Annotated in this window: 21 protein-coding genes; 10 read left to right on the top strand and 11 right to left on the bottom strand. The window is 39.7% G+C overall.

Annotated elements, in window-relative coordinates:
- Positions 1–198: 198 nt before the first annotated feature.
- Positions 199–795, top strand: coding sequence for a Crp/Fnr family transcriptional regulator (locus BMW39_RS04200; protein WP_051880010.1), 597 nt, complete (start codon positions 199–201; stop codon positions 793–795).
- Positions 796–803: 8 nt separating this feature from the next.
- Here BMW39_RS04200 and BMW39_RS04195 read toward each other — a convergent pair whose 3' ends face one another.
- Entirely contained in the window at positions 804–1,397 is a 594-nt protein-coding gene (locus BMW39_RS04195) for a Crp/Fnr family transcriptional regulator (protein ID WP_034977616.1), read from the bottom strand.
- A 525-nt stretch (positions 1,398–1,922) separates the two neighbouring features.
- On the opposite strand from BMW39_RS04195, the gene BMW39_RS04190 reads away from it, so the two are divergent.
- The gene (locus BMW39_RS04190) at positions 1,923–2,141 is read left to right on the top strand and encodes a hypothetical protein (RefSeq protein WP_131474351.1); all 219 of its coding nucleotides are present in this window, start codon (positions 1,923–1,925) and stop codon (positions 2,139–2,141) included.
- Between the two features lie 401 nt (positions 2,142–2,542).
- Here BMW39_RS04190 and BMW39_RS04185 read toward each other — a convergent pair whose 3' ends face one another.
- Both BMW39_RS04185 and BMW39_RS04180 read right to left on the bottom strand, forming a co-directional pair.
- Positions 2,543–4,567 carry a BCCT family transporter gene (locus tag BMW39_RS04185; protein ID WP_034978004.1) on the bottom strand — a complete coding sequence of 675 codons (2,025 nt, stop codon included), beginning with the start codon at positions 4,565–4,567 and terminating at the stop codon, positions 2,543–2,545.
- A 286-nt stretch (positions 4,568–4,853) separates the two neighbouring features.
- Positions 4,854–6,659 (bottom strand): tail fiber domain-containing protein, encoded by a 1,806-nt coding sequence (locus tag BMW39_RS04180; RefSeq protein ID WP_051880009.1) that lies wholly within the window; start codon positions 6,657–6,659, stop codon positions 4,854–4,856.
- A 379-nt stretch (positions 6,660–7,038) separates the two neighbouring features.
- Here BMW39_RS04180 and BMW39_RS04175 point away from each other — a divergent pair, with 379 nt between their 5' ends.
- On the top strand, positions 7,039–8,232 hold the full coding sequence (locus BMW39_RS04175) for a hypothetical protein (RefSeq protein WP_034977609.1): 1,194 nt from the start codon (positions 7,039–7,041) through the stop codon (positions 8,230–8,232).
- A 1-nt stretch (position 8,233) separates the two neighbouring features.
- Positions 8,234–8,767, top strand: a complete 534-nt coding sequence (locus BMW39_RS04170; RefSeq protein ID WP_034977607.1) for a hypothetical protein — start codon at positions 8,234–8,236, stop codon at positions 8,765–8,767.
- A 1,127-nt stretch (positions 8,768–9,894) separates the two neighbouring features.
- Here BMW39_RS04170 and BMW39_RS04165 read toward each other — a convergent pair.
- The 4 genes from BMW39_RS04165 to BMW39_RS04150 form a co-directional block, all read right to left on the bottom strand.
- Positions 9,895–10,590: an ABC transporter ATP-binding protein gene (locus BMW39_RS04165; RefSeq protein WP_034977605.1), complete on the bottom strand. Its 696-nt coding sequence runs from the start codon at positions 10,588–10,590 to the stop codon at positions 9,895–9,897.
- Positions 10,584–11,930, bottom strand: a complete 1,347-nt coding sequence (locus BMW39_RS04160; protein WP_034977602.1) for a DUF3526 domain-containing protein — start codon at positions 11,928–11,930, stop codon at positions 10,584–10,586. The genes BMW39_RS04165 and BMW39_RS04160 overlap by 7 nt, the downstream gene beginning before the upstream one ends.
- Positions 11,931–13,376 (bottom strand): ABC transporter permease, encoded by a 1,446-nt coding sequence (locus BMW39_RS04155; protein ID WP_051880007.1) that lies wholly within the window; start codon positions 13,374–13,376, stop codon positions 11,931–11,933.
- A 249-nt stretch (positions 13,377–13,625) separates the two neighbouring features.
- Positions 13,626–13,979: a hypothetical protein gene (locus BMW39_RS04150; protein WP_034977599.1), complete on the bottom strand. Its 354-nt coding sequence runs from the start codon at positions 13,977–13,979 to the stop codon at positions 13,626–13,628.
- 156 nt (positions 13,980–14,135) lie between these two features.
- Between BMW39_RS04150 and BMW39_RS04145 the strand changes: the two genes are divergently transcribed.
- From BMW39_RS04145 to BMW39_RS04120, 6 genes are all read left to right on the top strand, one after another.
- Positions 14,136–15,077: a helix-turn-helix domain-containing protein gene (locus tag BMW39_RS04145; RefSeq protein WP_034977596.1), complete on the top strand. Its 942-nt coding sequence runs from the start codon at positions 14,136–14,138 to the stop codon at positions 15,075–15,077.
- An 84-nt stretch (positions 15,078–15,161) separates the two neighbouring features.
- Positions 15,162–15,920 carry an SDR family NAD(P)-dependent oxidoreductase gene (locus BMW39_RS04140; RefSeq protein WP_175459322.1) on the top strand — a complete coding sequence of 253 codons (759 nt, stop codon included), beginning with the start codon at positions 15,162–15,164 and terminating at the stop codon, positions 15,918–15,920.
- Between the two features lie 437 nt (positions 15,921–16,357).
- Complete coding sequence (locus BMW39_RS04135) at positions 16,358–17,062, top strand: response regulator transcription factor (RefSeq protein WP_034977591.1); 705 nt, start codon at positions 16,358–16,360, stop codon at positions 17,060–17,062.
- A 4-nt stretch (positions 17,063–17,066) separates the two neighbouring features.
- Positions 17,067–18,458 carry a HAMP domain-containing sensor histidine kinase gene (locus tag BMW39_RS04130; RefSeq protein WP_034977590.1) on the top strand — a complete coding sequence of 464 codons (1,392 nt, stop codon included), beginning with the start codon at positions 17,067–17,069 and terminating at the stop codon, positions 18,456–18,458.
- 204 nt (positions 18,459–18,662) lie between these two features.
- On the top strand, positions 18,663–19,154 hold the full coding sequence (locus BMW39_RS04125) for a hypothetical protein (protein WP_034977588.1): 492 nt from the start codon (positions 18,663–18,665) through the stop codon (positions 19,152–19,154).
- A 47-nt stretch (positions 19,155–19,201) separates the two neighbouring features.
- Entirely contained in the window at positions 19,202–20,050 is an 849-nt protein-coding gene (locus BMW39_RS04120) for a YoaK family protein (protein ID WP_083391879.1), read from the top strand.
- Positions 20,051–20,302: 252 nt separating this feature from the next.
- Here the strand turns inward: BMW39_RS04120 and trxB are convergent, their stop codons facing one another.
- The 4 genes from trxB to holA all read right to left on the bottom strand — a co-directional run bounded on the left by trxB (position 20,303) and on the right by holA (position 23,811).
- Positions 20,303–21,271 (bottom strand): thioredoxin-disulfide reductase, encoded by a 969-nt coding sequence (gene trxB, locus BMW39_RS04115; RefSeq protein ID WP_034977585.1) that lies wholly within the window; start codon positions 21,269–21,271, stop codon positions 20,303–20,305.
- Positions 21,272–21,374: 103 nt separating this feature from the next.
- Positions 21,375–21,863 (bottom strand): hypothetical protein, encoded by a 489-nt coding sequence (locus BMW39_RS04110; RefSeq protein ID WP_131474349.1) that lies wholly within the window; start codon positions 21,861–21,863, stop codon positions 21,375–21,377.
- A gap of 186 nt (positions 21,864–22,049) precedes the next feature.
- Complete coding sequence (locus BMW39_RS04105) at positions 22,050–22,745, bottom strand: hypothetical protein (protein ID WP_034977579.1); 696 nt, start codon at positions 22,743–22,745, stop codon at positions 22,050–22,052.
- A gap of 28 nt (positions 22,746–22,773) precedes the next feature.
- Complete coding sequence (holA, locus tag BMW39_RS04100) at positions 22,774–23,811, bottom strand: DNA polymerase III subunit delta (RefSeq protein ID WP_034977576.1); 1,038 nt, start codon at positions 23,809–23,811, stop codon at positions 22,774–22,776.
- Positions 23,812–23,815: the final 4 nt, after the last annotated feature.

Here is a 23,815-nt window from a genome sequence, read left to right as displayed (position 1 = left end):
CAATGACCAAGCACCTCCAACTTAAATTATATATCCATGGTTATCAGTGATGGTCTAAAGAGATGGCCGTCCACACCTTTCACTATCCTTCGTCGTTGGTCGTCAAAAAATAGTGGCAAATAAATCTTAAAGCTGCCAGGCAACTGTAAAATGGATATATTTGTATCGTAGATGCGACAACTTCCAATCTTTTAAAGCATGCTGATATCCGAAGAACTACTCAAATCCTATGGCGCCACCATTGAACACTACAGACAGGGCGATATTATTTTCAATGAGCACGAGAAACCGAAATACTATTACCAGATACTATCAGGGCGAGTTAAGCTGAATCATTATAATGAGGAAGGTAACGAATTGATATTTGCCATTCTGGATGAAGGATTGAGTGTCTGCGAGATGCTTCTCTTCATCGACCAGACATTTCCTGTCAATGCTGTCGTTTTCGACCAGGTGAGCGTTCTCCGTCTACCGAAGGTAAAGTTCATAGAGATGCTGGATGACCATCCGAAAGTATCAAGGGATGTCAATAGATTTCTGGCAGAGAGGCTCTATCAAAAATATATGATGTTGGAGAATAATTCCTCCAAATATGCCAATGTCCGGATAAAAGGTGTCCTAGACTATCATAAAAGCTTCAGTCCGGAACAGACCCCTTTCTCCTTCAAAGTACCATTGACACGCAAACAGATCGCAGCGATGACAGGATTACGGATCGAGACGGTGATCAGGGGTATCAAAAAATTCGAGAAGGAGGGTGTTCTGCGGATAAGCAACGGTAAGATCCATTTCTGAGCTTGACATCAGTAGAATATCTTTCGTTTGATTATCTTGACAAGACCTTGTTTTTCCATGAGCTTCAGCGTTCTTATGGTCGTTTCAACACGCATTCCCGTGATGCTTGCCATCTGCTGTCTGGTGATAGGCACCTGAAATGAAAAGTTGGCAGCTTGACCAGGCGTCTTTAGAAAGTCCATGAGCAGCGTTAACTTGGACGCCGGATCTTTGATGGACATCATCTGTCTCATCAGGACGGCCACAAATAAAGAGTCTGACAGTTTTCTGATCATAGCCATCTTCAGTTCGGGATGACCGTCCAAGAGTTTGTAGAATTTCATGCTTGATACCCTAAGGATCTCACATGGCATTATCGCAATTGCATTGCAGGGAGATCTCCTGTCTGTGAATAGAAGGAATTCACCGACACTCTGTCCTTTGACCGCAATATTATGAATGGATTCCTTTCCTTCCTCGTCAAAGTTACTAAGCTTTACACTACCTTCGATGATCAGATAATAATAGTTCGGGGTGGATCCTTCGCAGAAGATGGTATCTCCTGTATCATATCGCTTGACCCTACCTATGTTGGCATTAATTAAAAACTCTTCTATTGTCATAAAAACTAAAATACAGACTATGACAGTTTATCTATAATGCCCCATACATCTATTCAAGTTGTAGATCGGTTCATGGTCAAGTTCTGCACCTCAAAAATATCCAGAACTTTAATATGGAATTATGATTGAGGTCATATCATACTTTAGAAATTTTGATATTCAATGGTCCCCTTGTTATTTGAATGATTCAGAGCTTTCATCCCCCCCTGCTTCCAGCACGATCGTCAAAGAATGGAGTTGCACATCTTGCTATATCCATACCCACTGTTTCGATGGAATTTCATATCCTGTCATATCATATTCCAAATTACATTAGGAGGATCTTCCTTAAATATCGAACATACCGAGGAGAGAAGGTCGATGGTCTTTGCACCAGCTTCGATATTGGACATTGTGAAAGTTCCATTATCGGAATTAGATATATGGTCAAGTGAGAACTACGATATATATTGAATTGTGATCTCTTGGAAAAGCTTAGTATGGTATTTGATGGTCATATCCGATCTAACCAAATACATTGACGATATGCAATTCATAGATTTTAACAAGGAACACTTTTCCAAAAAGGAGGGCACAGAAGAATATTTCATTGAGATCCTGAAAGAGGACATAGGATTCGGAGATATAGAGGTCCAGGAGAAACAGGATGAAAGTTTTTCCAAAGCAGAATACCAGTTGGTAAATGATGCTGACAGAGTGACCATAATAATGAAGGGGCCTAGCGACATCCGGGTGAACTTTTAGAAATAAAAGACCCAAATAGAGGTCTCAACAAGTCACATCACTCAACTATCTCACTATCCGGTGAGATAGTTTTTTTTGACCTATGATGATCTATCTATGGCAGGGCATAGTAAATTATTTGATATTTAAATATCTATATGACAAATGTTTTCAGTTAGTCATAGAATTTCTTTTATGAAAGACCATAGAGTATTGATACCACGCATATATCCGACCGGTTCCCCTGTGACATTATCCTGATATATCCACATACAGGTCAATTGTCATGAGAGGTCCTACCCTCACTCTTACAAGTATTAACGTCCTAACATGATCCTTGCTGGATTTCACCGTGTTCGAGGTTATCCTGATGAAAGACGTTCCATCATTTTCATCTAATTCCTACAACATTGACCTGGATATCACTTCACTTGAGGACCGTTGTCATTGCTTACAAACATCTCATTAGAACGGTCGGCGATTATTTTAAGGAAGCGGTCATAATGTTTGAGCACGTCGCTGATCAGTTCATTCTTAGTGAAGTATTGGACATCGTATCCTTCTCGGGAATCCCCGAAATAGGTCTTAGGAAAGTAGGTGACATTACTTTCCAGATCAGGTAGATTCTTGTCATCGACCATATATTCCGAAACGATCCTCTTCTCACACTTCACGCCATAGATGAAATCATTGACAATGTCATGGCGTATTTCAAGATAGACCCTTTTCGAATCCTCGATATAATGGACCTCAGCAATTATCCCATTGGCTTCTAACTCATCCCTCAGATCATTGAAAGCAGCCAATGCCTCCTCGTCGATGAACTTTTTTACCGATTCCTCTGTCTTGAACGAGACAATGGTCTTAAGACGCTGTCTCCAAAATTCACCTGACCATGGAACGGTCGAGACAGAAAGTCCTTTTTCATAATAAGCATGGTCGATGACGAGTGCCTTCATGAGGGATACCACAAACAGCACCATAATGATGGCAAAAGGCAAGGCTGTAATGAGCGTCATCGTCTGTAAGGCCTGTAATCCTCCGGCATTCAGCAACATCAACGCCAGTGCCGCAAGGAGAATTCCCCAAAAGAGCATCTGGACCTTTGGTGAACGTGATGAATTCTTGGTAGAGATACTATCCATGACCAGTATCCCGGAATCTGCCGACGTGACGAAGAAGATCATAATGATACAGACCACTGCAACGCTAAGGATATCAGAAAATGGAAGATATTCCAGGAATCGGAACATTAGTGCATCCGGATCTGAGACCAGGTTGCCCAATGCACCGTTCGCAACATTGAGATCGATCCAGATCGCACTGTTGCCTAGAACAGACATCCATAGGAAGTTGAACAAGGTCGGGATGATCAATACGGCGGCAATGAACTCCCTGATGGTCCGACCCTTCGAGATCTTCGCAATGAAAAGACCTACAAAAGGCGACCATGATATCCACCATGCCCAATACAGGATCGTCCAGTTGTAGAACCATGGTAAGGTCTTTTCCTCATAGACGTGTGTATTGAATGTAAGGTCGAAGAAATTATTGATATAATTTCCCAGACCATATGTGAAGCTCCCTATAAGATAGACCGTAGGCCCCAGTATCAATATAATGGCAAGTAGGACAACGACCGCAACGACATTGATGTTACTCAATATCCTAACTCCCTTGTCAACTCCCGACGTCGCAGAAAAGACGGCAATGGATACCAGGACCGCCACGATCATGAATTGGTAGATCGCCCCTGTACCAGGCAGGATGTTCAAGGTCTCCAGACCTGAGTTGATCTGCACTACGCCGAACCCAAGTGTCGTGGTAATACCAAAAAAGGTACTGCACAATGCGAAGATATCTATCACATCTCCCCATTTGCCGTTGACCCTTTCCTTCAACAATGGATACAGACAACTGCGGAGCGACAGAGGAAGGCGGTACCTGTATGTGAAATATGCCAAACATAGTCCTACAAGACCATAGATAGCCCATGCATGGATACCCCAATGGAAGAAGGTGTAAAGCTGGGCATTTTTCGCCCTACTGATGATATGACTTTGTGAGAAGGCGTCCGTCGAATAGTGCTGCATTGGCTCCGCAACGCTGAAGTACATCAGTCCGATCCCCATACCCGCTGCAAAAAGCATTGATATCCATGAGAAAAAAGAATATTCCGGTGTGCTTTCATTCGGTCCTAACTTGATCTTCCCGTATTTACTGAACAAGAGGAAGACCAGAAATACCACGAAGATCGTGACACACCAGACATAGATCCAATTCAGGTCGACAAATATGAAGTTCTTCACATCTGTCAATAAGGAATTGACCATTGTTGGAAAAATGACAGACAGGAGACAGGTCCCAATTATAAAAATAAGACTAGGTACTGTCACACCATAGTCAAATGTGAGTTTGGGTCTGGAGAAATTTTTGGGTAGGTCCATGGCGGTCAAAGGTATTGATATATTTCTGAGGTGATCTTGTGATGATTGCAAAAAATAGACCTTTAAGATATTCATTAACATCGTTGCCCATTATAAATGATATAAGGTCTCACCTGAGAGCTTGAAATATCATAAAGACCATCGTAGAGGTATTTTCGGACCATCTCTGGTAGAAAAAAGACGCAGGAAAAATATTTTTTCTACGTCTTCGTATTATTCATTTGTCTTGATATGCCGACATTCATCATTCCTCTCTTTGCGAATCATCGCAAAGAGATCCAAAAGGCTATTTTGTCTTGGTCATACCTTCTGACCATTTCCGTTCCAGGTCTTCCACCCTGGATGTTAGTTCTTTGATGACCTGCTGTTGGTCGGTCACCTTTTTAAGAAGTAGCTCCGTTTGTCGCGATCTCGCATTAAGTTCCTGAATACTTTTGATGATAGGTGCAAGAAGGTCATCATAACGGATCGAAAGGTATTCTTCCTTGGACCTGTCACTGCTGATGATCGCGGCACCTTCATAGTGATTGTCCTTAAGCACCTGCTTCAGGTCCTGGGCTATAAGTCCCCATTCCTTTCTCTTTTCCGCATCGTTCTTTTTGACATATTCTACTGGTGTAAGTTGATCTATAAAATCCAGACCAAGGGAGATCGGAACGATGTTCTCTTTGAAACGCCTGTCCGAAGCGATAGACAATCCGACCTGCACCTCTATCGAGGTTACATCCTGATTTCCTATCCTCACCTTGTTTGAAACACCGACCTTTGCCCCATTTCCCAATGCGGTGGCGTTGGTGATATCTGGTGTAGATACATCCGCGGCATTTCCCAACGCTGTGTTGTTATTTCCAGTGGCATTGGTAAGCAATGCAAAATTGCCAACAGCCACATTGCCATTTCCGGTCGTGTTCACCCTTGACGCGTCGTGACCGATCGCAACATTTCGTGACCCCGAGCTGTTGTCCCTCGATGCTTCGGTACCTATGGCGACATTTTCATTTCCATTGGTATTGTCATAGAGTGATGCAAAGCCCAATGCCACGTTGGAGTTCCCTATCCTGTTATTATACATCGATTCTTTACCGATCGACGTATTACCTTCTCCTGAAACATTCTGATAGAGGGAATTGATGCCAGATGCCACGTTTCCTGAACCAATGGTATTGTTATAAAGGGAATATGGACCAATTCCTACATTGTCATTACCTGTTAGGTTATTACGCAATGCCTGTACTCCCGATGCCGTGTTGTTACCGCCAGTAGTATTCAGCTGAAGGGCTTCCCTGCCTACTGCCGTATTAGAATTCCCGCCAATGGTGTTTCTCAAAGCTTCCCTACCTACCGCCGTATTTGAATTGCCGGTGGTATTCTCGAACAGCGACCGATAACCTACTGCCGTATTTGAGTCCGTGGTATTGTTCCGCAAAGCCTGATATCCTACCGCCACATTTTCTCCGGATATAATGTCCGAATACAATGATTCAAAACCTAATGCTGTATTTGCAGAAGACGTAGTACTGGACATCAGCGCCCTAGAGCCTATCGCAGTATTGTTGGCCCCTGTGGTATTATTGTACAAAGCCTCATTTCCGACCCCCACGTTCATCTCGCCATAGTTGCTGTTACCAGATCTATAGCCATAGAATGTCCTTTCTGCATCTATCCTCCCTGCCTTTTCATTGTTGAAACGAATATTGAGAGGCACATTGTCCACCGTACCTAAAAAATTTGTTCCGTCAAGAGTTCCACGATTGCCATTGATGGACCAGTCAGACCTACCGGCTTCAATGGCCACCCACTTCAGCTCGGAAAAGTTCCAGTAGTAAAATCCGGGAGGATTGACACCGAATTGCGATCCGGAGGTCGTGGCCACGGTAAGGTAGACCAACATGCTGTTTTGTGACACTGTTGGATTTAGAGTAGGAAAAGTATTGATCCTCGGGATCAACAGACCGTCCATGTTGGATGGATCGGTGATGTTCTTTCCTGTGATGTCCAGGATAGCCTGTGGCGAATCCGTGTTTATACCTACTTGGGCATTTGTAGCTGACAAGGCCGCAAATAAAAGCGATGAAAATAGAATTTTCTTCATAAAAATTTAAAAGTTGTTTAAGTGTATTTGAAAATCTTCCTACGATCTAAAAGATGATCATAAATAGAAAGATGAAGTGAAATATAGAAAGTTATGTGGCGGATATGCTGAATTAAGATCTTTAATATGTTTATGCATTAACTATGCCGAATATTTGATCATAATCACTTATAATGATAATATCTCTGATCGGACAAAGATGGAATATTCACGCACGCAACCAAGCAGCTCCTTAGCAAATTTCCAATAATAATTATATTTTTATAACAAAAACTGATTAATATCATAAATATTAGGGAAATTATAAACCACTAAGCAATTATCATTACGATTTTTATATTTTCGCGAAAAATTACCGATTTTTTCGGTCTAAAATTTAATGAAACGATCTCTTACTGCCGAAGTGTTTTTACTTCTGGCTTTTTTATCACACAATGTGCTCAGTGCACAACGTAGACCTGATGCTATATTTGGCGATCACAACGGTTATTGGACATCCCAGACGAAGACAACCCCGACTCCCGTCGTAATACCGAACGACAATAATAATATTATCGGCTTCACAGTTGGTGGTACAACTTACACCACCGGGGTCAATGACCAGGCCGTTCGCCAGCGTATACCTTCTGCCATCTTGGAAAATTACAGATCTTTTCCGGTCTCTTTTTCTGTATTGAACAGAGAATCGAATTTCCTTATAGGTATGCCCCGATTCGTCAATAAGGTCGAACAGACACAGACCGTCTCACCTTCCCTACCCTGCGATTCTTCACTTGGATATTACCTCAGAGATGGGCTGAACGGGCTGAATATTGCGACAGCAGTGTTCAACATACCGGCCCAGGACCTTAATTTCCTGGTCAATGTTCTGGCGGACATAAATCCGACCTGCATCGATGACAACATCCCCGACATAGTAGTGACACAGGTCGGCGAACCAGCGAACACCACCGCAGGTTCTGATATATTCAGGTTCACAGATTCCAATGGGACCACAGTCGGCAATCCTATAACCATCAATTTCTCGACCGTGGACCCATCAGGAGAGGCGCTCTGGAATTTTTATTCTGCGGGTGTAGCATCTTGTCCATATCCTATGTATACATCATTCTCGAATACGAAACGTGATATCAGGATGCTTACCTTCAAGCTTAGCGATTTCGGTATCACTTTGGACAATTATCGCAGTGCGACAAAATTTGTACAGAAATTATCTGGACAAAGCGATGTTGCATTTTCTGCATATAGCACCAGGTCGATGTCAATGTATTGTCTGGAAAATGCAGTGAGTTCAGGAAATGCGCTGGATACCAAGATAGGTATCACCTCGCAAGGACGCGCGGGTGAAGATAACAGCAACAACAATTGGCCTATGGTGAGAAAGGGAGGCTATCTGGCCCTGGAGTCCAATACCAAGCCATTCGTACCTACTCGTATCTCCACTGCCGAGCTTGTCAACATCACAAATCCTGTTGGGGGTATGATGGTTTACGATACAACGGCAAACTGTCTGAAGATCTACGTCAATTCATCTATCGGATGGAGATGTTATAACAAAAAGACCTGTCCTTAACATGAAAAAAATAACGCTCTTTATCATCATGAGCTGCTTCAGCAGTTATAACGCCCAGGTCATCTTTGGTGATAACATAGGTACCGCGACAGATAAGACCTCAGTATTGATGGAATTCCCCAACGCTGGAAACAGAGGAATTATCTTGCCCTACATCACGAACAAGGTAGGAACTCCTACGCCTGGAAGCATTATCCTCAATGCCACGACGCCGACAGCGGCAAAGGTGGAATACTACAATGGTACCATGTGGGTAGATCTGAGTGTCCAGACCGCAAACATATCATCATACCTTGGTATCCAACCTCCATCACGGGAAAATCCCAGTGCCAAGATGGTCATAGGGAGTACATCCTCTACAACGGAGGGGATCCTGGTCCTGGAATCAACATCCAAGGCGATGGTCCTACCAATAGTTTCCTCCCATTTGGATATAATAGATCCAGCACCTGGAATGATGGCCTTGATAAATAATGGAGGGAATAAGATAATGGCAGTTTATAATGGGAGCCAATGGGCCTTTTGGACCTATTGACAGGGAGAGACCGAAAGAGGAGATCGTTCTACAACATCCTATGGATCCACTTCAAGTTTACGACCGGTTATGCTACAACGCATTGGAAGCTCTGATCACTGGTTGAAGATTGGAAATATCTACGACCATTTCCAAGTCTTAAAATCGAGTTCGCAATGAATACAAGAAATATCCTGCACCCAGAATTTATCGTTGATAGCGTGGCGAGTACCAGTTTTTGACCAGCTTTTTGTCTTTTACGACCTTTCCTCACATTATAGAATCCCATTTATCTTTGCCGTAAAGACATTTTACGACAAATGGGACCCAGAGATGGCATAGTGTGATATTTTAAATGCTAGCACTATAACTTGACCTGTTGTCTGAGATCATCTCAGTCATAATAAACTAAATATGTTGAATCCCTACGAAAAAGATCCCTCCACAAATAAGCGATCAGAAAAACAGATCGGAGGATAAGATAATAGACTTTATTCAGAATACTTCAAAAAAAGTTTCCTTCGAAAGATCTAAAAAGATTCTCACGGAATCTGGACTAAATCCTATAGATGATGAGATCAGGAGTATGATGGATCTTGCACATCAGTTAGCAGATCTTCTCAAGCCATCAGAATAAGTTCAAATACCAGTTCAAATTTTAGCATAAAAAAGTTGCAAATCCGAACGAAAATTTTTACTTTTACTAAGTAAAAATTTTATATTGGATTTTACCGCTTTTTGCTTATGTCCTATTTAGGGCCCACTACAAGATGTTACTGCGAAACACTTATAAATAAAGGGATTACAACCAAAGTTCGAATCCCTCTCTCTCCGCCAGGTGAGACACCAAAATAAGCTGAAACGCTGTAAACATCGATGTTTACAGCGTTTTTTTATGCAAGACCAGAAAGACAATAATCTATTTCGCGATCAATCCTACAATTGGATGGTCATCTATCATCAAAACGATACTTCACAATAATTTATGTTGTTTTCCATCCCTAATAATCAGAAGATGAATTCCTATCTCAAACCATACACACTTTTAAAGTTCATCTGGAAAAAAATTTTATTTCCAATTTAAATGCAAGATTCGAATGTCTTATTACAAAAAAAGCCGCTGTTATGCGGCTTTTCAATTTTAGTAACTAAATAGTTTTCAAATACAATTCCTGTAGATCCTCTGCAGAAAAGGCTTGTGCCTTCAAATCTTGAACTAAAATACCATTTTTCATAATTCCGATATTTGTCGCGACACTTACTGCATTGAAAATGTCATGGGTCGCCATCAAAATGCTTTTACCCATTTGCCCCAACTCTCGGATGATCTCTGTAAACTCTGCGGTCGCAATCGGATCGAGACCACTTGTCGGCTCGTCAAGCAAAAGGACGTCGGCATTTTTTGCTAGCGCAATGGCTATTCCTACCTTTTGTCTCATTCCCTTAGAATAACCGCCGAGCATCTGGTTATGAGCATTGGTCTGAAGTCCTGTCCGGGATAGAAAATTGGATAATTCGGCCTTTGAATATTTGAAACCAGCTATCCTCGAAAAGAAATCCAAATTCTCAATCCCGGTCAAATTGGGATAAAGCAATACTGTTTCGGGAATATAGGCAATGTCTTTTTTGATAAGTTCAGGAGATTGTTTTACCGAAACACCATTGATGAATGCATCTCCTGACGTTGGCTGCACCAGACCCAAGATCATATTGATCGTCGTACTTTTGCCGGCACCATTCTGACCCAATAACGCGTAGATCTCGCCACTCTTAACTTCAAGGTTCAAAGATTCAAGGGCTGTGAAATCATTATATTTTTTGTGGAGGTTGATTGTTTTTAACATAGTTTTCTGTATTTGAACTGTGATAAGATTAGTAGTAAAAAAATAAGCGAAATGATGGGTAATAACATTTTTAAAAGATCCATTCGATCCGAAGTTTCAAAATATTCTACCTTCAAAGCATTCCAGTCGATGGTTTGCGATGAGGCACCAGAAAATATAGGCATGTAAAAAGACAATCTTTTGTTTTCGTGGAAGGTTTTCAATCCTTCAGCAAATTCCAAATGGTTCTCCATTCCTGTTTTTGCTAGAGCACTTGTTGCCATTTGCAATTGGATGTTCGGGAAAATGTAGCCTAGAACAGAAGCTGCCTCATTACGCATTTTCATCTTCTGTCTGTAGTTTACAGATGATCTTGAAGATTCCAGATCACCCATGTGTTGCATTGCATAATACCAGACCCAACTGGAACTGGCGGTTTCTTCTACCTTATAATTTTTGTATTGTGGATAGACTTTGTAAAATCGATCCATCGTCGGCTTTTTGGCCTCGTCCCATTTCGTATGATAGCCTTCACGCTGTTCCATCACGGCATCCAAAGATTCATTGACCGGATAATTCTTTTGAATGAAGATATTGCTGCTCATAGGCACGATAAAATTCATTCCGACCCAAACGACAAGAAGGATCAGCGCATTCACTCCAGAGGATCGTCTGAAACTAATGATCCATCGGCATAAGGCAAACCAAAACGAAAGATAAAGCCAGCCAAGTGCAGCAAAAGCCAAGAAGTTCCCGTCAATTGGTATATTGACCCAAACCTTTGCGATGATCAGCAACAATAGATAAACTGCTGTGATCGCGATAAATCTTATCAACATTTTTGCATCTATCAATTTTCCAAGATCCTTACTTTGTACGGACAAAAGTTTCCATCTGCCACTTTCCTCTTCCTCCGAGATCAGATTAAAACAAAAAGCGATAATGATCAATGGAAAGAGAAAAACCAACACAAAACTGAGGTCGAAATTTCCAGACGCAGCATTTGCAGGATTGTAGAAATCAGAATTGTAGCGTTGCTCCTCCAGATTTCTGATCGTGACACCTTGTATGGATGGATTGATATCTCTCAAGCCAATATTCAAAGCTGACAATCTTGGTGTTTCGTTTACCAGATTGAATTTAAGATAATAAAGAATTAATCCAAGATCGTCACTGTGGTATTTCACGGTCTTGTCTATGCTTTGCTTTTGATAAGAAGCACTTTTCGCGATGATATCCTGGTTCTTATCAAGGAATTTCTTGCCAGTGTAGATGGCCATTAATCCAGCAAAAAATAAGAGTAAGAGTGAAAGTATATAAGCTTTGTTACGCCAAAACTGTTTTAATAAATAATTGTTCATTTAGATGAATTTTAGGTTTCTGGATCTTATCTCAATGGCACACGTACAGGCAATCAACCAAAATATAAGAATTCCAAAAGGTATTATCTGTTCTTTGATCGTTTCGCTGACATTGGAAAATCTGTACTCGAAATCTGCGAATTCCTTCCAATGGTCACTGTCTACCACAGCAGCAGGCTGCCCAGATGTGGGTTTGATATTGCTTATATTTTCAATTTGAAGGTCATTGAGATGCTGCGCCATTTTGTAGCGATATTGCTCGGCTTGACCTTGAAAACGCTGATACGTGTCAAAATCTGTCCCGGCAGCTGTCATAGAATAATTTTTGACAGCTAGCAATGGATCAACAAAACCAAATAATTCCGAAAATCTCAATTGATTGATGTATTGTCCCTGCAATTCTTTTTGATGCCTTATGTAGATCTGAGAACTCATCTTCTCTCCTTCTTTCATAATAAATCCGCTGTAATTAAATGGCAATTTAGCCGTCTCGTCCACATGATATCTTTTTAAAAGCGAGTCTTTTATTTTCTTAAAATGAGGATCATCCGGATTATGGCTATCACCAGATCTTATAATTTCTTCTTCCAGTGTAGTCTCAAAAGCAATTCGCGATGGTGTAGGAAAAATATTCTGCGCTGCAAACTGCACCGTTTTCGGCAGGAATACAACCAACAACAACCAACAACCAATCGAACTTACCAAAGACAAGGACGAGGTTTTACTGAAGGATGAAATGATCACAGTAATAGTTGCAATGAAGAAATAATACATGGTGTAACTAACCAGGACCATGATGACCCTAACTAAGATATCCACCCACATGGAAGGCTCTGCTAAAACGGCAAATATGTAAGCCACCGGAATTAGCGGGATTAAAAAACAAAGAGAGAACTGCCAAAGTCCTAAGACCTTTCCCCACAATATGTCCCGCGCTGAAGCACCTTGGAGATTGAGAATTTTCAAAGTTGCATTTTCCCTCTCCTGAGAAACGAGTGCATAACCAAAGAAAATGATGATCAGTGGCACCAGGGTTTGAAGGATAAAAGCACTGTTAAACGAACCAAACCGAACAAGAATGCCTGAGCTTCCTGCTTCAGAGATATTGGCCGTGTTTTGTTTATGTGCTTCCAGGAAGATGACATTTCCAAGAAAATCATCCAGTCCACTGTCAAAGATACTGAGCGGATATGCTGACCTGAAGACGAGATAACCGTAATGGGCCATCCGGTGTGGATGTTTATCCGGCCTGTGCTCCCAGTTTTCCCGCACTTCCTTCCTGTGCTCTTGTATTTGAGAAATATGATCACGGTATTTTGCAAATGCCAGAATGATGCTCGCTGTACAAAATAAAAAGACCGTTGCCAGGATAATGCGACTTGCCTTTCCTTTTAGGAGATCTTGCCGAGTTTTCCGGACAATTAATTTTAATGTTGATTTAAACATGTATTGATAGTTGAATTATGAAGATTAATGATGAACCGAAATAGCTTCTCTCTCTTTTTACCTTTTCCAATTCAATATTTGATGGATAGGAGTTGCAATGACACTAAACATCATTATCAATTCCGTACGATATTAGAATTGGGCAAAATAAAATGTTTAAGATTTGAAGTTACGCCGATGAAGGTTCATAGGTGAATGATCACAGACCGCACGACGATCTGTAACAAGGATTTTCAGCAAAGTGTTTACTTAAACTGCTGGAGAGAAAGATTTTGGTGGCGCCCGCGAACTGAAAAAATCCAAAAGGCAATCATACGACGTGGTCTTCTTTTTTGGAATCTCACTATTTGTCGCATCTTGTAAAGAAAAAGCAATGCTTAGGTTTTCTGGCATGATCACATTATGCATATGCATGTGAAGTGCGCATTGACAGTGGTCGCCTTGTGAAAACTTAGCATTTTGATCACTCTTGCCTTCCTTTTTTGTGTTGCTGTGGCTTTCTGCATGGTTTGCGTGTTCTATGCATGTGCTGATGCCACTGACATTGTAAAAGAATATCAGTACCAAGGAAAAAACCATTAAGCCTTGAAGGAATTTTTGCATAGAGATGCGACAAAAGTACAATTTATTTTGGATCTACATTTATAATCAACCATCATCTTAGGAAAACAAACCCAATCGATTGGAGTAGATTAATGGTTTTTCAGATTCTTATTTTTGGATTAATCCCAAACTCGTATCTTTGATTTTTACAAAGCAATGAGCTCTATCACCATCAAAGAATTTTATCAGGATATTTTGGGAGACACTTGTCCTGACATCAATCAATTCCTTACTGAAAATATCAATAAGGATATTGGGCACTTCAATGTTTTTGATATTTCTGAAATCTACAGGACCAGTACTTCGAAGACTGAAATGCCCTACAACAGGAGAACTTACTATAAAATAAGTTTGATCAATGGAAAGAATAAAGTCGAATACGCAGACAAAACCATTGAGATAGAAGATTGCGCCGTTCTTTTCGCATCGCCGAAGATTCCTTATAACTACACCAATCAATGTAAAGAGCAATCGGGACATTTTTGTGTTTTTACGAAAGATTTTTTGCCAGTCACGAAAGTTGGATTGGAGCTTGACTTTCTTCCAGTTTTCTCGGCTCAGAGCGATTTTATCTTTCAAATCTCGACAGAACAGTTTCATCAATTTGAAGCAATTTTTCTGAAAATGCACGAAGAAATCAAGTCGGATTATCTTTATAAATATGATTTGCTGAGAAATTACGTAATGGAATTAATTCATTTGGGTCAGAAATTAAAACCAATTAAACCAATTGAAAATACCAAAACTGCCGCTTCCAGAACGACTACTCTATTCATCGAACTATTGGAAAGACAGTTCCCTATCGAAAATATCAGCCAACTTCTTCAACTTAAAACGCCTGCAGATTTTGCCGGAATTTTGGGTGTTCACGTGAATCACCTCAACAGAGTTCTGAAAGAAACAACTGGCAAAACAACGGGTGAAATCATAGGAAGCCGGATTTTTCAGGAAGCTAAAATATTACTGACCCAAACGCAATGGAATATTTCGGAAATCGCTTTCACATTGGGTTTCGAAGAGGTCGCACATTTTTCTAACTTCTTTAAAAAATACAGCCAACAATCGCCGCAACATTACCGCGAATTACTGATTGTTTGATTTTCACAAATTTAAATTTGATATATGCAAACCAACGAATGCGATAATTTTCCAACTTTGTAGCATTAATTAAAACAAATAAAAATGGCAAGTAAAATAGCATTAGTAACAGGCGCAAGCCGCGGATTGGGAAAAGATTCAGCTTTACAATTGGCAAAAAAAGGATTTGATATCATCTTAACTTATCAAACCAAAAAAGAAGCAGCAGACGAAGTTGTAAAAGAAATCGAAACTCTTGGACAAAAAGCATTCGCTTTACCTTTGGATATCTCTACCACAGCAGGTTTTGACCAGTTCGTAACCGACGTGAAAGATGTTTTGGACACTCAATTTGCTTCTGCAAAATTGGACGCATTGGTCAACAACGCAGGAATCGGAATCAACGAAAGTTTTGAAACAACAACTGAAGAGATTTTGGATGCAATGACAAATATCCATTTCAAAGGCCCATATTTCTTAACTCAAAAACTTCTACCATTATTGAATGACGGAAGCAGTATTGTGAACACATCGTCTGGATTGGCAAGATTCTCAATGCCTGGTTATTCTGCTTACGGCGCGATGAAAGCGGCAATCGATTCTTTGTCAAGATATCAGGCTTTGGAATTTGGCGCTCGAAAAATCAGAGTTAATTCTATTGCTCCTGGTGCGATTGAGACTGATTTTGGTGGCGGTGTTGTCCGTGACATTTCCGATTTGAACAAACATTTGGCTTCTGAAACGGCTTTGGGAAGAGTTGGTTTGCCGGATGATATCGGAAGCGTGGTTGCGTTTCTTTGCTCAGACGATTCCAAATGGATTAATGGTCAAAGAGTTGAAGTTTCAGGCGGTTTCAAACTTTAATGAAATTTAAAATCAATCAAAATCCCATTCGACAAGTTGTTGAATGGGATTTTTTATTACCAGGTTTTACTGAACTGAATAAGTATCGAACTTAAACAAAAAAAAATTCAATAGTTTCTAAAAATGTGAAGAAGAGTAATGAGACAGATTACAAAGACATAATGGCTTCAAAAGTCAGTCAAACTTTGTTGGGAATTCTTCACAACTAGACAGATTATTTTGAATTTGTAAAAAACTGTCTTTTTAGAACATCAAAATTAAAAGTGAATACCTCAAAGTCAATTTCAGAGACCTTTCGTAAGGACCAAAAAAGACTTGCTGTACGCAAACGAAATAAATTTCTAGCATTTTCCTCAAAACAAAAAGCTACTGCGGTGGAGCTTTAAAATTAAATTGTTATTTTTGAACTACCACAACCATTGTGAAGTCTAAACTCTATGAAAAAAATCATTCTGATCGAAGATGAATCCAGCGTCGTTTCCTTTATCAAAAAAGGTCTTCAGGAATTGGAATACGAAATCTCTGTTGCATTGGACGGCAATAGCGGAATCAAGATGGTGGAAAACAATGATTTCGACATGATCATCTTGGACATTATGTTGCCAGACATTAATGGTTTAGAGGTCTGTAAAGAGATTCGAAAAAAGAACAAAACCGTTCCCATCCTGTTTTTGACAGCCTTGGACTCTTCCGAAAATATTGTCATGGGATTGGAAAGTGGTGGCGATGATTATCTCGTGAAACCTTTTAAATTCATAGAATTGGTAGCGAGGATAAAATCTTTGTTAAGAAGAAGCGGACACAGCAATGGTGCGGATGCAATCGAAGTGGAAAACGATGAAAACATCTATCAATTCGAAGATCTTACCATCAACGATTACGCCAAGAAGGTTACCAGAAACGGCACCGAAATATCATTGACCTCCACAGAATATAAACTTCTACTTTATTTCCTAAACAATCCCGAAAAGGTGATCTCCAGAGCAGAAATATTGGAGGCCGTCTGGGGCGTGAATTATGAATTGGGAACCAATGTGGTGGACGTCTACGTGAATTATCTCAGAAAAAAACTCGACAATATGGACGACAACAAAATCATCCACACCGTCATAGGAATGGGCTACGTCCTGAAAAAACCTTAAGAATATGCTAAAAAGGATCTCTACCAATCAAACCAAGACCATGCTTCTTTTGATGCTTGTTTTCACTGTGGTCATACTGCTTTTCAGTGGATTGGTTTATTTTTCCATTGTTAATTTTTCGCATCAGAGATTCTATGAACTTTTGAAGATCCGAGCAACAACGATTGTACAGATCGAGAAAAGCAGACCGCATATTGATACGACGACCAATCAGATCATTTCCAATTTGACCAGAGAAGAGGAATTACCGATGGAGAAAGATTATGTTTTCGAAGTTCCGAAGGATTCCAACTACAGCAAGATCTCACACCAGATCCACATTCCGGATACATTCTTCAAAAATATTGTAAAAAAAGGTGTTGCCAACTACAACGACAAGGAGCTCTATTACATAGGTCAAAGTTTCCATTCGCATAACAAAGATTACATCGCCATAGCATCTGCGAAAAACCATTATGTCGTCTATTACTTGGGATATCTGAAGAGAACTTTGATCACTTGTATGATCTTGGCACTTTTCTTCTCCATGATCTTTTCTTTTTATCTCTCTAAAACCTTATTCAAGCCGATCCTGAAGATCACAAATAAGGTGAAAGAGATCAGTTCCGAAAATCTGCATTTGAGATTGGAACCGCAGCCAGGCAACACAGAATTGAATGAATTGGTCGATACTTTCAACGGCATGCTGAACAGAATCGAGACGTCTTTCGAAACACAAAACCACTTGATCGGAAATGTCTCACACGAACTAAGAACGCCTTTGACTTCCATCATGGGAGAAGCTGACGTGGCGCTATCTATGAAAAGAACCGAGGAACATTATCAGGAAACGCTTCAGATCATCTTGGAAGAAGCTGAAAAGCTAGATAAGAAAATCAAAGCGCTACTAATGATCGCGCAAACAGGTTTTGATGGCAAGATCCAGAAAATGGACAAAGTGAGAATGGACCAGTTGCTCTGGGACGTTATCGAAACGGCAACGAGGATCAATTCCAACAATAATGTCTTCATGGATATCAGCATGTTGCCAGACAATCCTAAGAAGTTAAAAGTGCAAGGAAACGAGCAACTACTCCATCTTGCGATGGCAAACATAATCAATAACGCCTGCAAATACTCTAATTTTCAACAGGTTAAAGTTTCACTTGGCGCAACAGACACGCACGTCTACATCATCGTGAAAGACAACGGAATTGGAATCCCGGATTCTGAATTCGATAAAATCTATGATCCCTTTTTCCGCGCTTCTAATACCAAAAATTACGAAGGTTATGGCATTGGATTGCCGCTGGCAAGGAATATCATCCGAATACACAATGGCGAATTGATCATCAATTCTAAGCAGGATATTGGGACAACGGTGCAGATCAGCTTTCCGATCTTTGTGACCTACTAATTTTCGTTTTGTTTCGCAGTGCCATTTGCCATTTCTTTCGAAATCTTACGAAGTGGTTCGACGACTAAATTCTTTTGAAAAATGAAATTCTAATCTCATTTTAATCTCTCTAATTACATTTTAATTCGGTTCCAAAGACTTTCTAATTTGGTGGGTATAGTTTTGTAGTATCAAAAAACGACAACTCACAAAAATTATAAAGTTATGACCAAAACCATTTTAATAGCGACAGACTTTTCACTGGAATCTTTGGACATCTTGAAAAAAGTTTTGAAGAAGAAGCATGAACAACATGATGAGAACAAATATAACATTCTTTTCGTTACAGGCTACGATATGGGCGATTCTATCAGAGATCTGCTGTTCACAACAAAAAGTACTGTTTTTGGGAAGATAAGATCTCAGGCTTTTTGTGATGCTTATAGCATTATCAACAACAAATATCCGAGTCTCATCAACAAGATCACTTGCGACATCTTCACAGGAAGTTTCCAGCGCACCTTCAACAATTACATCGAGGCTGCAGCGATAGACGAAGCTTACTTCTCTGCTACCAAGAGCAGGACTCTGAAGAAAAACCAATTCGAAATTACAAACTACCTGAAGAAAAACAAGCACGTTGAACCTCAAGAAGTGGTGACTGCGACTACAGAATTCATCCCGGAAAAAGGAAGATTGGCAGAAGTTTTCTTGTAGGGAACGATGATGAAAAATTAGAATTTAATTATTAAAAGTAAAGTAAAATGTTAAGAAATTATAGTAACAGCAGAACGTTGGGAGACAACATCAGACTGGGAACGCTGACTGCTTTCACAGCAGGGACTATAAATATAGCATCTCTATTGATATTTCTCTCTTTTACGTCCAACGTCACAGGACATTACGCCATCTTCGCGGCAGAGATAAGCCAGGGAAACTGGTCTCAGGTCGCCGTGGTAGGTGGATGGATCTTTTTGTTCTTCTTCGGTGGATTTGTATCCAACATGAGTGTGATCAACCTGAATAAGAAAAGTAAATATTTTGCCCACTCATTGCCGATATTTCTAGAAATACTATGTCTGTTGGCAGTCGGTGTCTATGGTCAATTCTTCTACGAAAAGACTTTGGGAGAGACGGAAGCCTTGGTAGCATTGATGTTGTTCGCAACAGGTCTTCAAAATGGTTTGACGGCCAGTATCTCCAACTTCTCGGTAAAAACCACGCACCTTACTGGTACTACCACCGATCTTGGAATCTTGGCTTCAATGTTTACACAGAAGAAATTCAGAAAGAACCCAGAGTTGATCGCAAGAGCAAAGCTTTTGATGAGCATCATGGCAGCCTATGTTTTGGGCGCGATCTTCTCTGGATTGACCTACTACAGCCTAGAGTTCCGAGTGTTCTACCTCATCAGCATCTGTCTTTTGGTAGTGATCGGATATGACTTCTACAAGATCAACTTGAGACATTTCCAAACGGAATATAGATATTACAAAATCTATCACAAACCAACTTTCATCGCATTCTTATATTATAAGATCCATAACAAAGATGAGAATAGGACGACCAGCCGTCCAAGAACAAACACAAAACTTGCTTTCAGCGAGGATTAAAAAAATAAGAAACACATTTTATATATATTAGTTTTTTGTAATAGTTCTTTTCTAAAGAAATACACCGGGAATTCTCGGTGTATTTTGATTTTGTGAGGAAAATTTTTATCTATTCTAAATGCCGTTGGTAGTGACGAAGGTTTTGGAACTCAGTTCGATTTTTATTATTGATTTTTTTTATCTTAGTCTAAAGCAAAAAAAATACACCGAGATTCCCGATGTATTTTGATTTTATAAAGATTGAATTTTTGCTTACTGTTCAACCCAAGTATGGTTTTCACCGGCTAATTCACCTAGATATTTCTCTGCATCCATTGCCGCCATACAACCGCTTCCTGCAGCCGTGATCGCCTGTCTGTAATGATGATCCTGAACATCGCCCGCTGCGAAAACTCCTGGAAGATTGGTTCTTGCAGATTTTCCTTCGGTGATGATGTATTCGTTTTCGTCCAAGTCGATTTGTCCTTTGAAAATCCCAGTGTTCGGTTTATGACCGATTGCGATGAAAATTCCGTGAACATCGATTGTTGAAACTTCGTCAGTCAAATTGTTCACCACCTTTGCTCTTTCTACCAAAGCATTTTCACCTTCAATTCCAATGAGTTCGTGGTTGTACTTCACTTCGATGTTGGATGTGCTCAAAACCCTGTCGACCATTACTTTGGATGCACGGAAATGGTCTTTTCTAACTAATAAAGTCACTTTGTTACAGATCTTTGAAAGATAAGTTGCTTCCTCTGCCGCCGTGTCTCCAGCACCTACCACCACTACATCTTTTCCTCTGTAGAAAAATCCGTCGCAAGTTGCACAAGCCGAAACGCCGCCACCAGAATATTTTTTCTCATCTGCCAATCCAAGATATTTTGCTGCAGCTCCAGTCGAGATGATCACACTTTTTGCAAGGATCTCACGAGAACCTGTACTTAGTTTGTGAATGCCACCTCTTACTTTGGAAAACTCCACTTTGGTGATCATTTCGTAATGCACTTTGGTCTCAAAACGTTCTGCTTGTTTTTGAAGATGAAGCATCATTTCCGGACCTGTGATCCCATCTGGATAACCTGGGAAATTCTCAACTTCGGTCGTCGTCGTCAGCTGTCCGCCTGGTTCCAAACCGGTGAATAATTCAGGTTTAAGACTTGCTCTAGCTGCGTATATTGCTGCTGTAAAACCAGCCGGTCCTGAACCTACAATGACACAATCTAAAATATTGTTTTCCATTTTTATAATTAAATTATTTTATTCTTTACTTATATGTTATTTCTCCTTTTAAAGATATTAAATGAATTATTGATTAATGCCTTCAATAATTATACAAAATATTCTAAGGATATAATATTTGAACAATCAGTGATTCGGAAACGTATGCGAAATTTACAGCATTTTTAAGTTCAACGAACTCTGTATAAATTGAATTTTCGTCAAAAATGTATTTCATATTATATCCATTTTCTCTTGCAATTTTCGTTCTTAATAAACTATTTTCAATTGATATTTTGATTTCTTTATCATTAATACCTTTAAGTATTTCATATAAAATACTTACTTCATCGATTGTAAATATTTTCGTGTATTCATTAGATTCGATGCTTGATTTATACTCACTTAACTTATCAAAAATATTATTTCCTGATATATTACCAAGTAAAGAATATAATGGATTCCAGCTTTTCACAAAAGTTGAAAATGATTTTATTTCAGCTCGATTTTGATTTAAAAAGGTTTCAATATTAAAGTTTGAATTTTTATTATTCTCAATTTCTATTATTAAATTTAAATCTTTAATTACTTCATAACTTACAATTATTCCCATTTTTATAATCGTTTTTTGAAGAAAATTATCAGTCAGATGAATTTCAATTTTTTTTAAATACAAGTTTCCAAATATAAATCTTTATGTGAAAAAGCGGATACAAATTTCGGGAATTAATTATTCAAAACCTATCTAAACTGTCGATTTCAAAGATTGACCAAACGCGTAAATGGAAATACAAATGAATTACTGATGATTGAACACAAAAGCCAAAATGATCAGGACAATGTCGATCCCTACGATGATCCAAATCAATTTGAGGTCTGGTTCTGCAAAACCTGCGATGAACTGTTTTATTTTGAGCGATAAAATACTATTCAGATTTGTATTTGGATTTTTAAGGTCAACGTCATCCATTTTGATTTTTTTGAGGACGAACTTGATGATTCTCTTCTGCAATTTGGGTGTCTGCGAATCATTGTTGATGGTGTCTAGCAACTTTACTTTCACAACGCTCCATTCTGTGATGTTCTTCAAAAATCCAGGTTGCTTCTGGAGCATTTTGTCGATATAAAAATCGATTTTAGGTTCGATGAAATCTGCAATTTTATATTTCCAGACATTATAAACGGCGGAAGCGATGGCGTTTTTATTGGCCAAAACAATGAAAAGGATTGGTGCCAAAATCCCTACAGTCATAAGCAACGCCGTCCAAAACTCGACTGTAAAAAGTACAAAAAATCCGACAATTGCACCCAAGATCCCCGCGTGTGCCGAGGCCGGAAATCCACCACCAGTGTTGTCGCCCAATAAAATAATGGCAATCACAATATTGACAATCATAATGACTGCACCAATCAACGCAACTTTGACCCACGCTAAGGAAGCTTTTCCGCTGATCTTTGCGAACAGCTTGATGTTACCGATTAATTCTTCTTTCATTTGTGTATTTTGTTTTTTATTAATGACTTTAAACTTTCACTTTCAACTCATCCACTTTTATGATTTTGTAAACCAGCTCTTTATAGATCTCGTCATCTTCCATTTGTCTCACACCCACACCTTTGGATTTCAGATCCATTTCTCGAAGTATGGAAATCACTCTTGTCGCGTGCTTCAAAGGATAGAACCGCGCCGCTTCCGAGTAATCTTTAATTGCATAAGGATTCACGCCCATTTGGGAAGCAATGTTCTGAGGAGATTGTCCCGTCAAAGTATGATAAATGACGATATTCGAAAAGAAATTGTACAACGCACCAAAAGCCATTTGAACAGGATTCGATTTTTTGTTTTTGCCCATATAATAAGCAATGCTGAAAGCCTTAGCCTGATCCTTGGTCGCCAACGCCTTTTGAAGTTCGAAGATGTTGAAATCCTTGCTGATCCCAATATGTTCCTCGATGATCTTTCCATCCAGAACGGCGCCGTCTTTCAAAACGATTTTCAGTTTGTTGAGTTCATTCGCAATTCTGGAAAGGTCATTACCAAGATATTCTGCCAAAAGGTGGCTGATGTTCGGCGCAGATTTGATTCCCATCACACTCATTTCTCCTTGGATCCAGGTTGGAAGTTGGTAATCTTTCATCTTCTCACTCGTGAAAAGCATTCCGGATTTGGCTAATGTTTTCGTGACTTTTTTCCTAGCATCTAATTTCTTAAGCTTGTGTGCAAAAATTAAGATTGTTGACGGAACAGGATTTTCCAGATAAGTTTCCAAAGCTTTGGATTCGTCGTCATTCAATTTCATATCCTGAGCTTCCTTCACGATGATGAGCTGTTTGTCGCCCATCATTGGATATTGTCTGGCCAATGACAGAATTTCCAGATAATTGGTATCTCTTCCGTAAGCAACGGTTTGGTTGAAAGCCTTCTCATCTTCTTCCAAAACATCCTGCTCAAAATGTTTGACAGCAAGGTCGATATAAAAGGACTCGTCGCCGTGAAGAAAATAAACCGGTAATAGTTCTTTATTTTTAATATTTTTGAGGATAATATCTATTTCTTTCATCTTA

It is taken from the genome of Epilithonimonas lactis (assembly GCF_900110605.1).
Classification (GTDB): Bacteria; Bacteroidota; Bacteroidia; order Flavobacteriales; family Weeksellaceae; genus Epilithonimonas; species Epilithonimonas lactis.
This window is presented reverse-complemented; position numbering and strand designations above follow the sequence as displayed.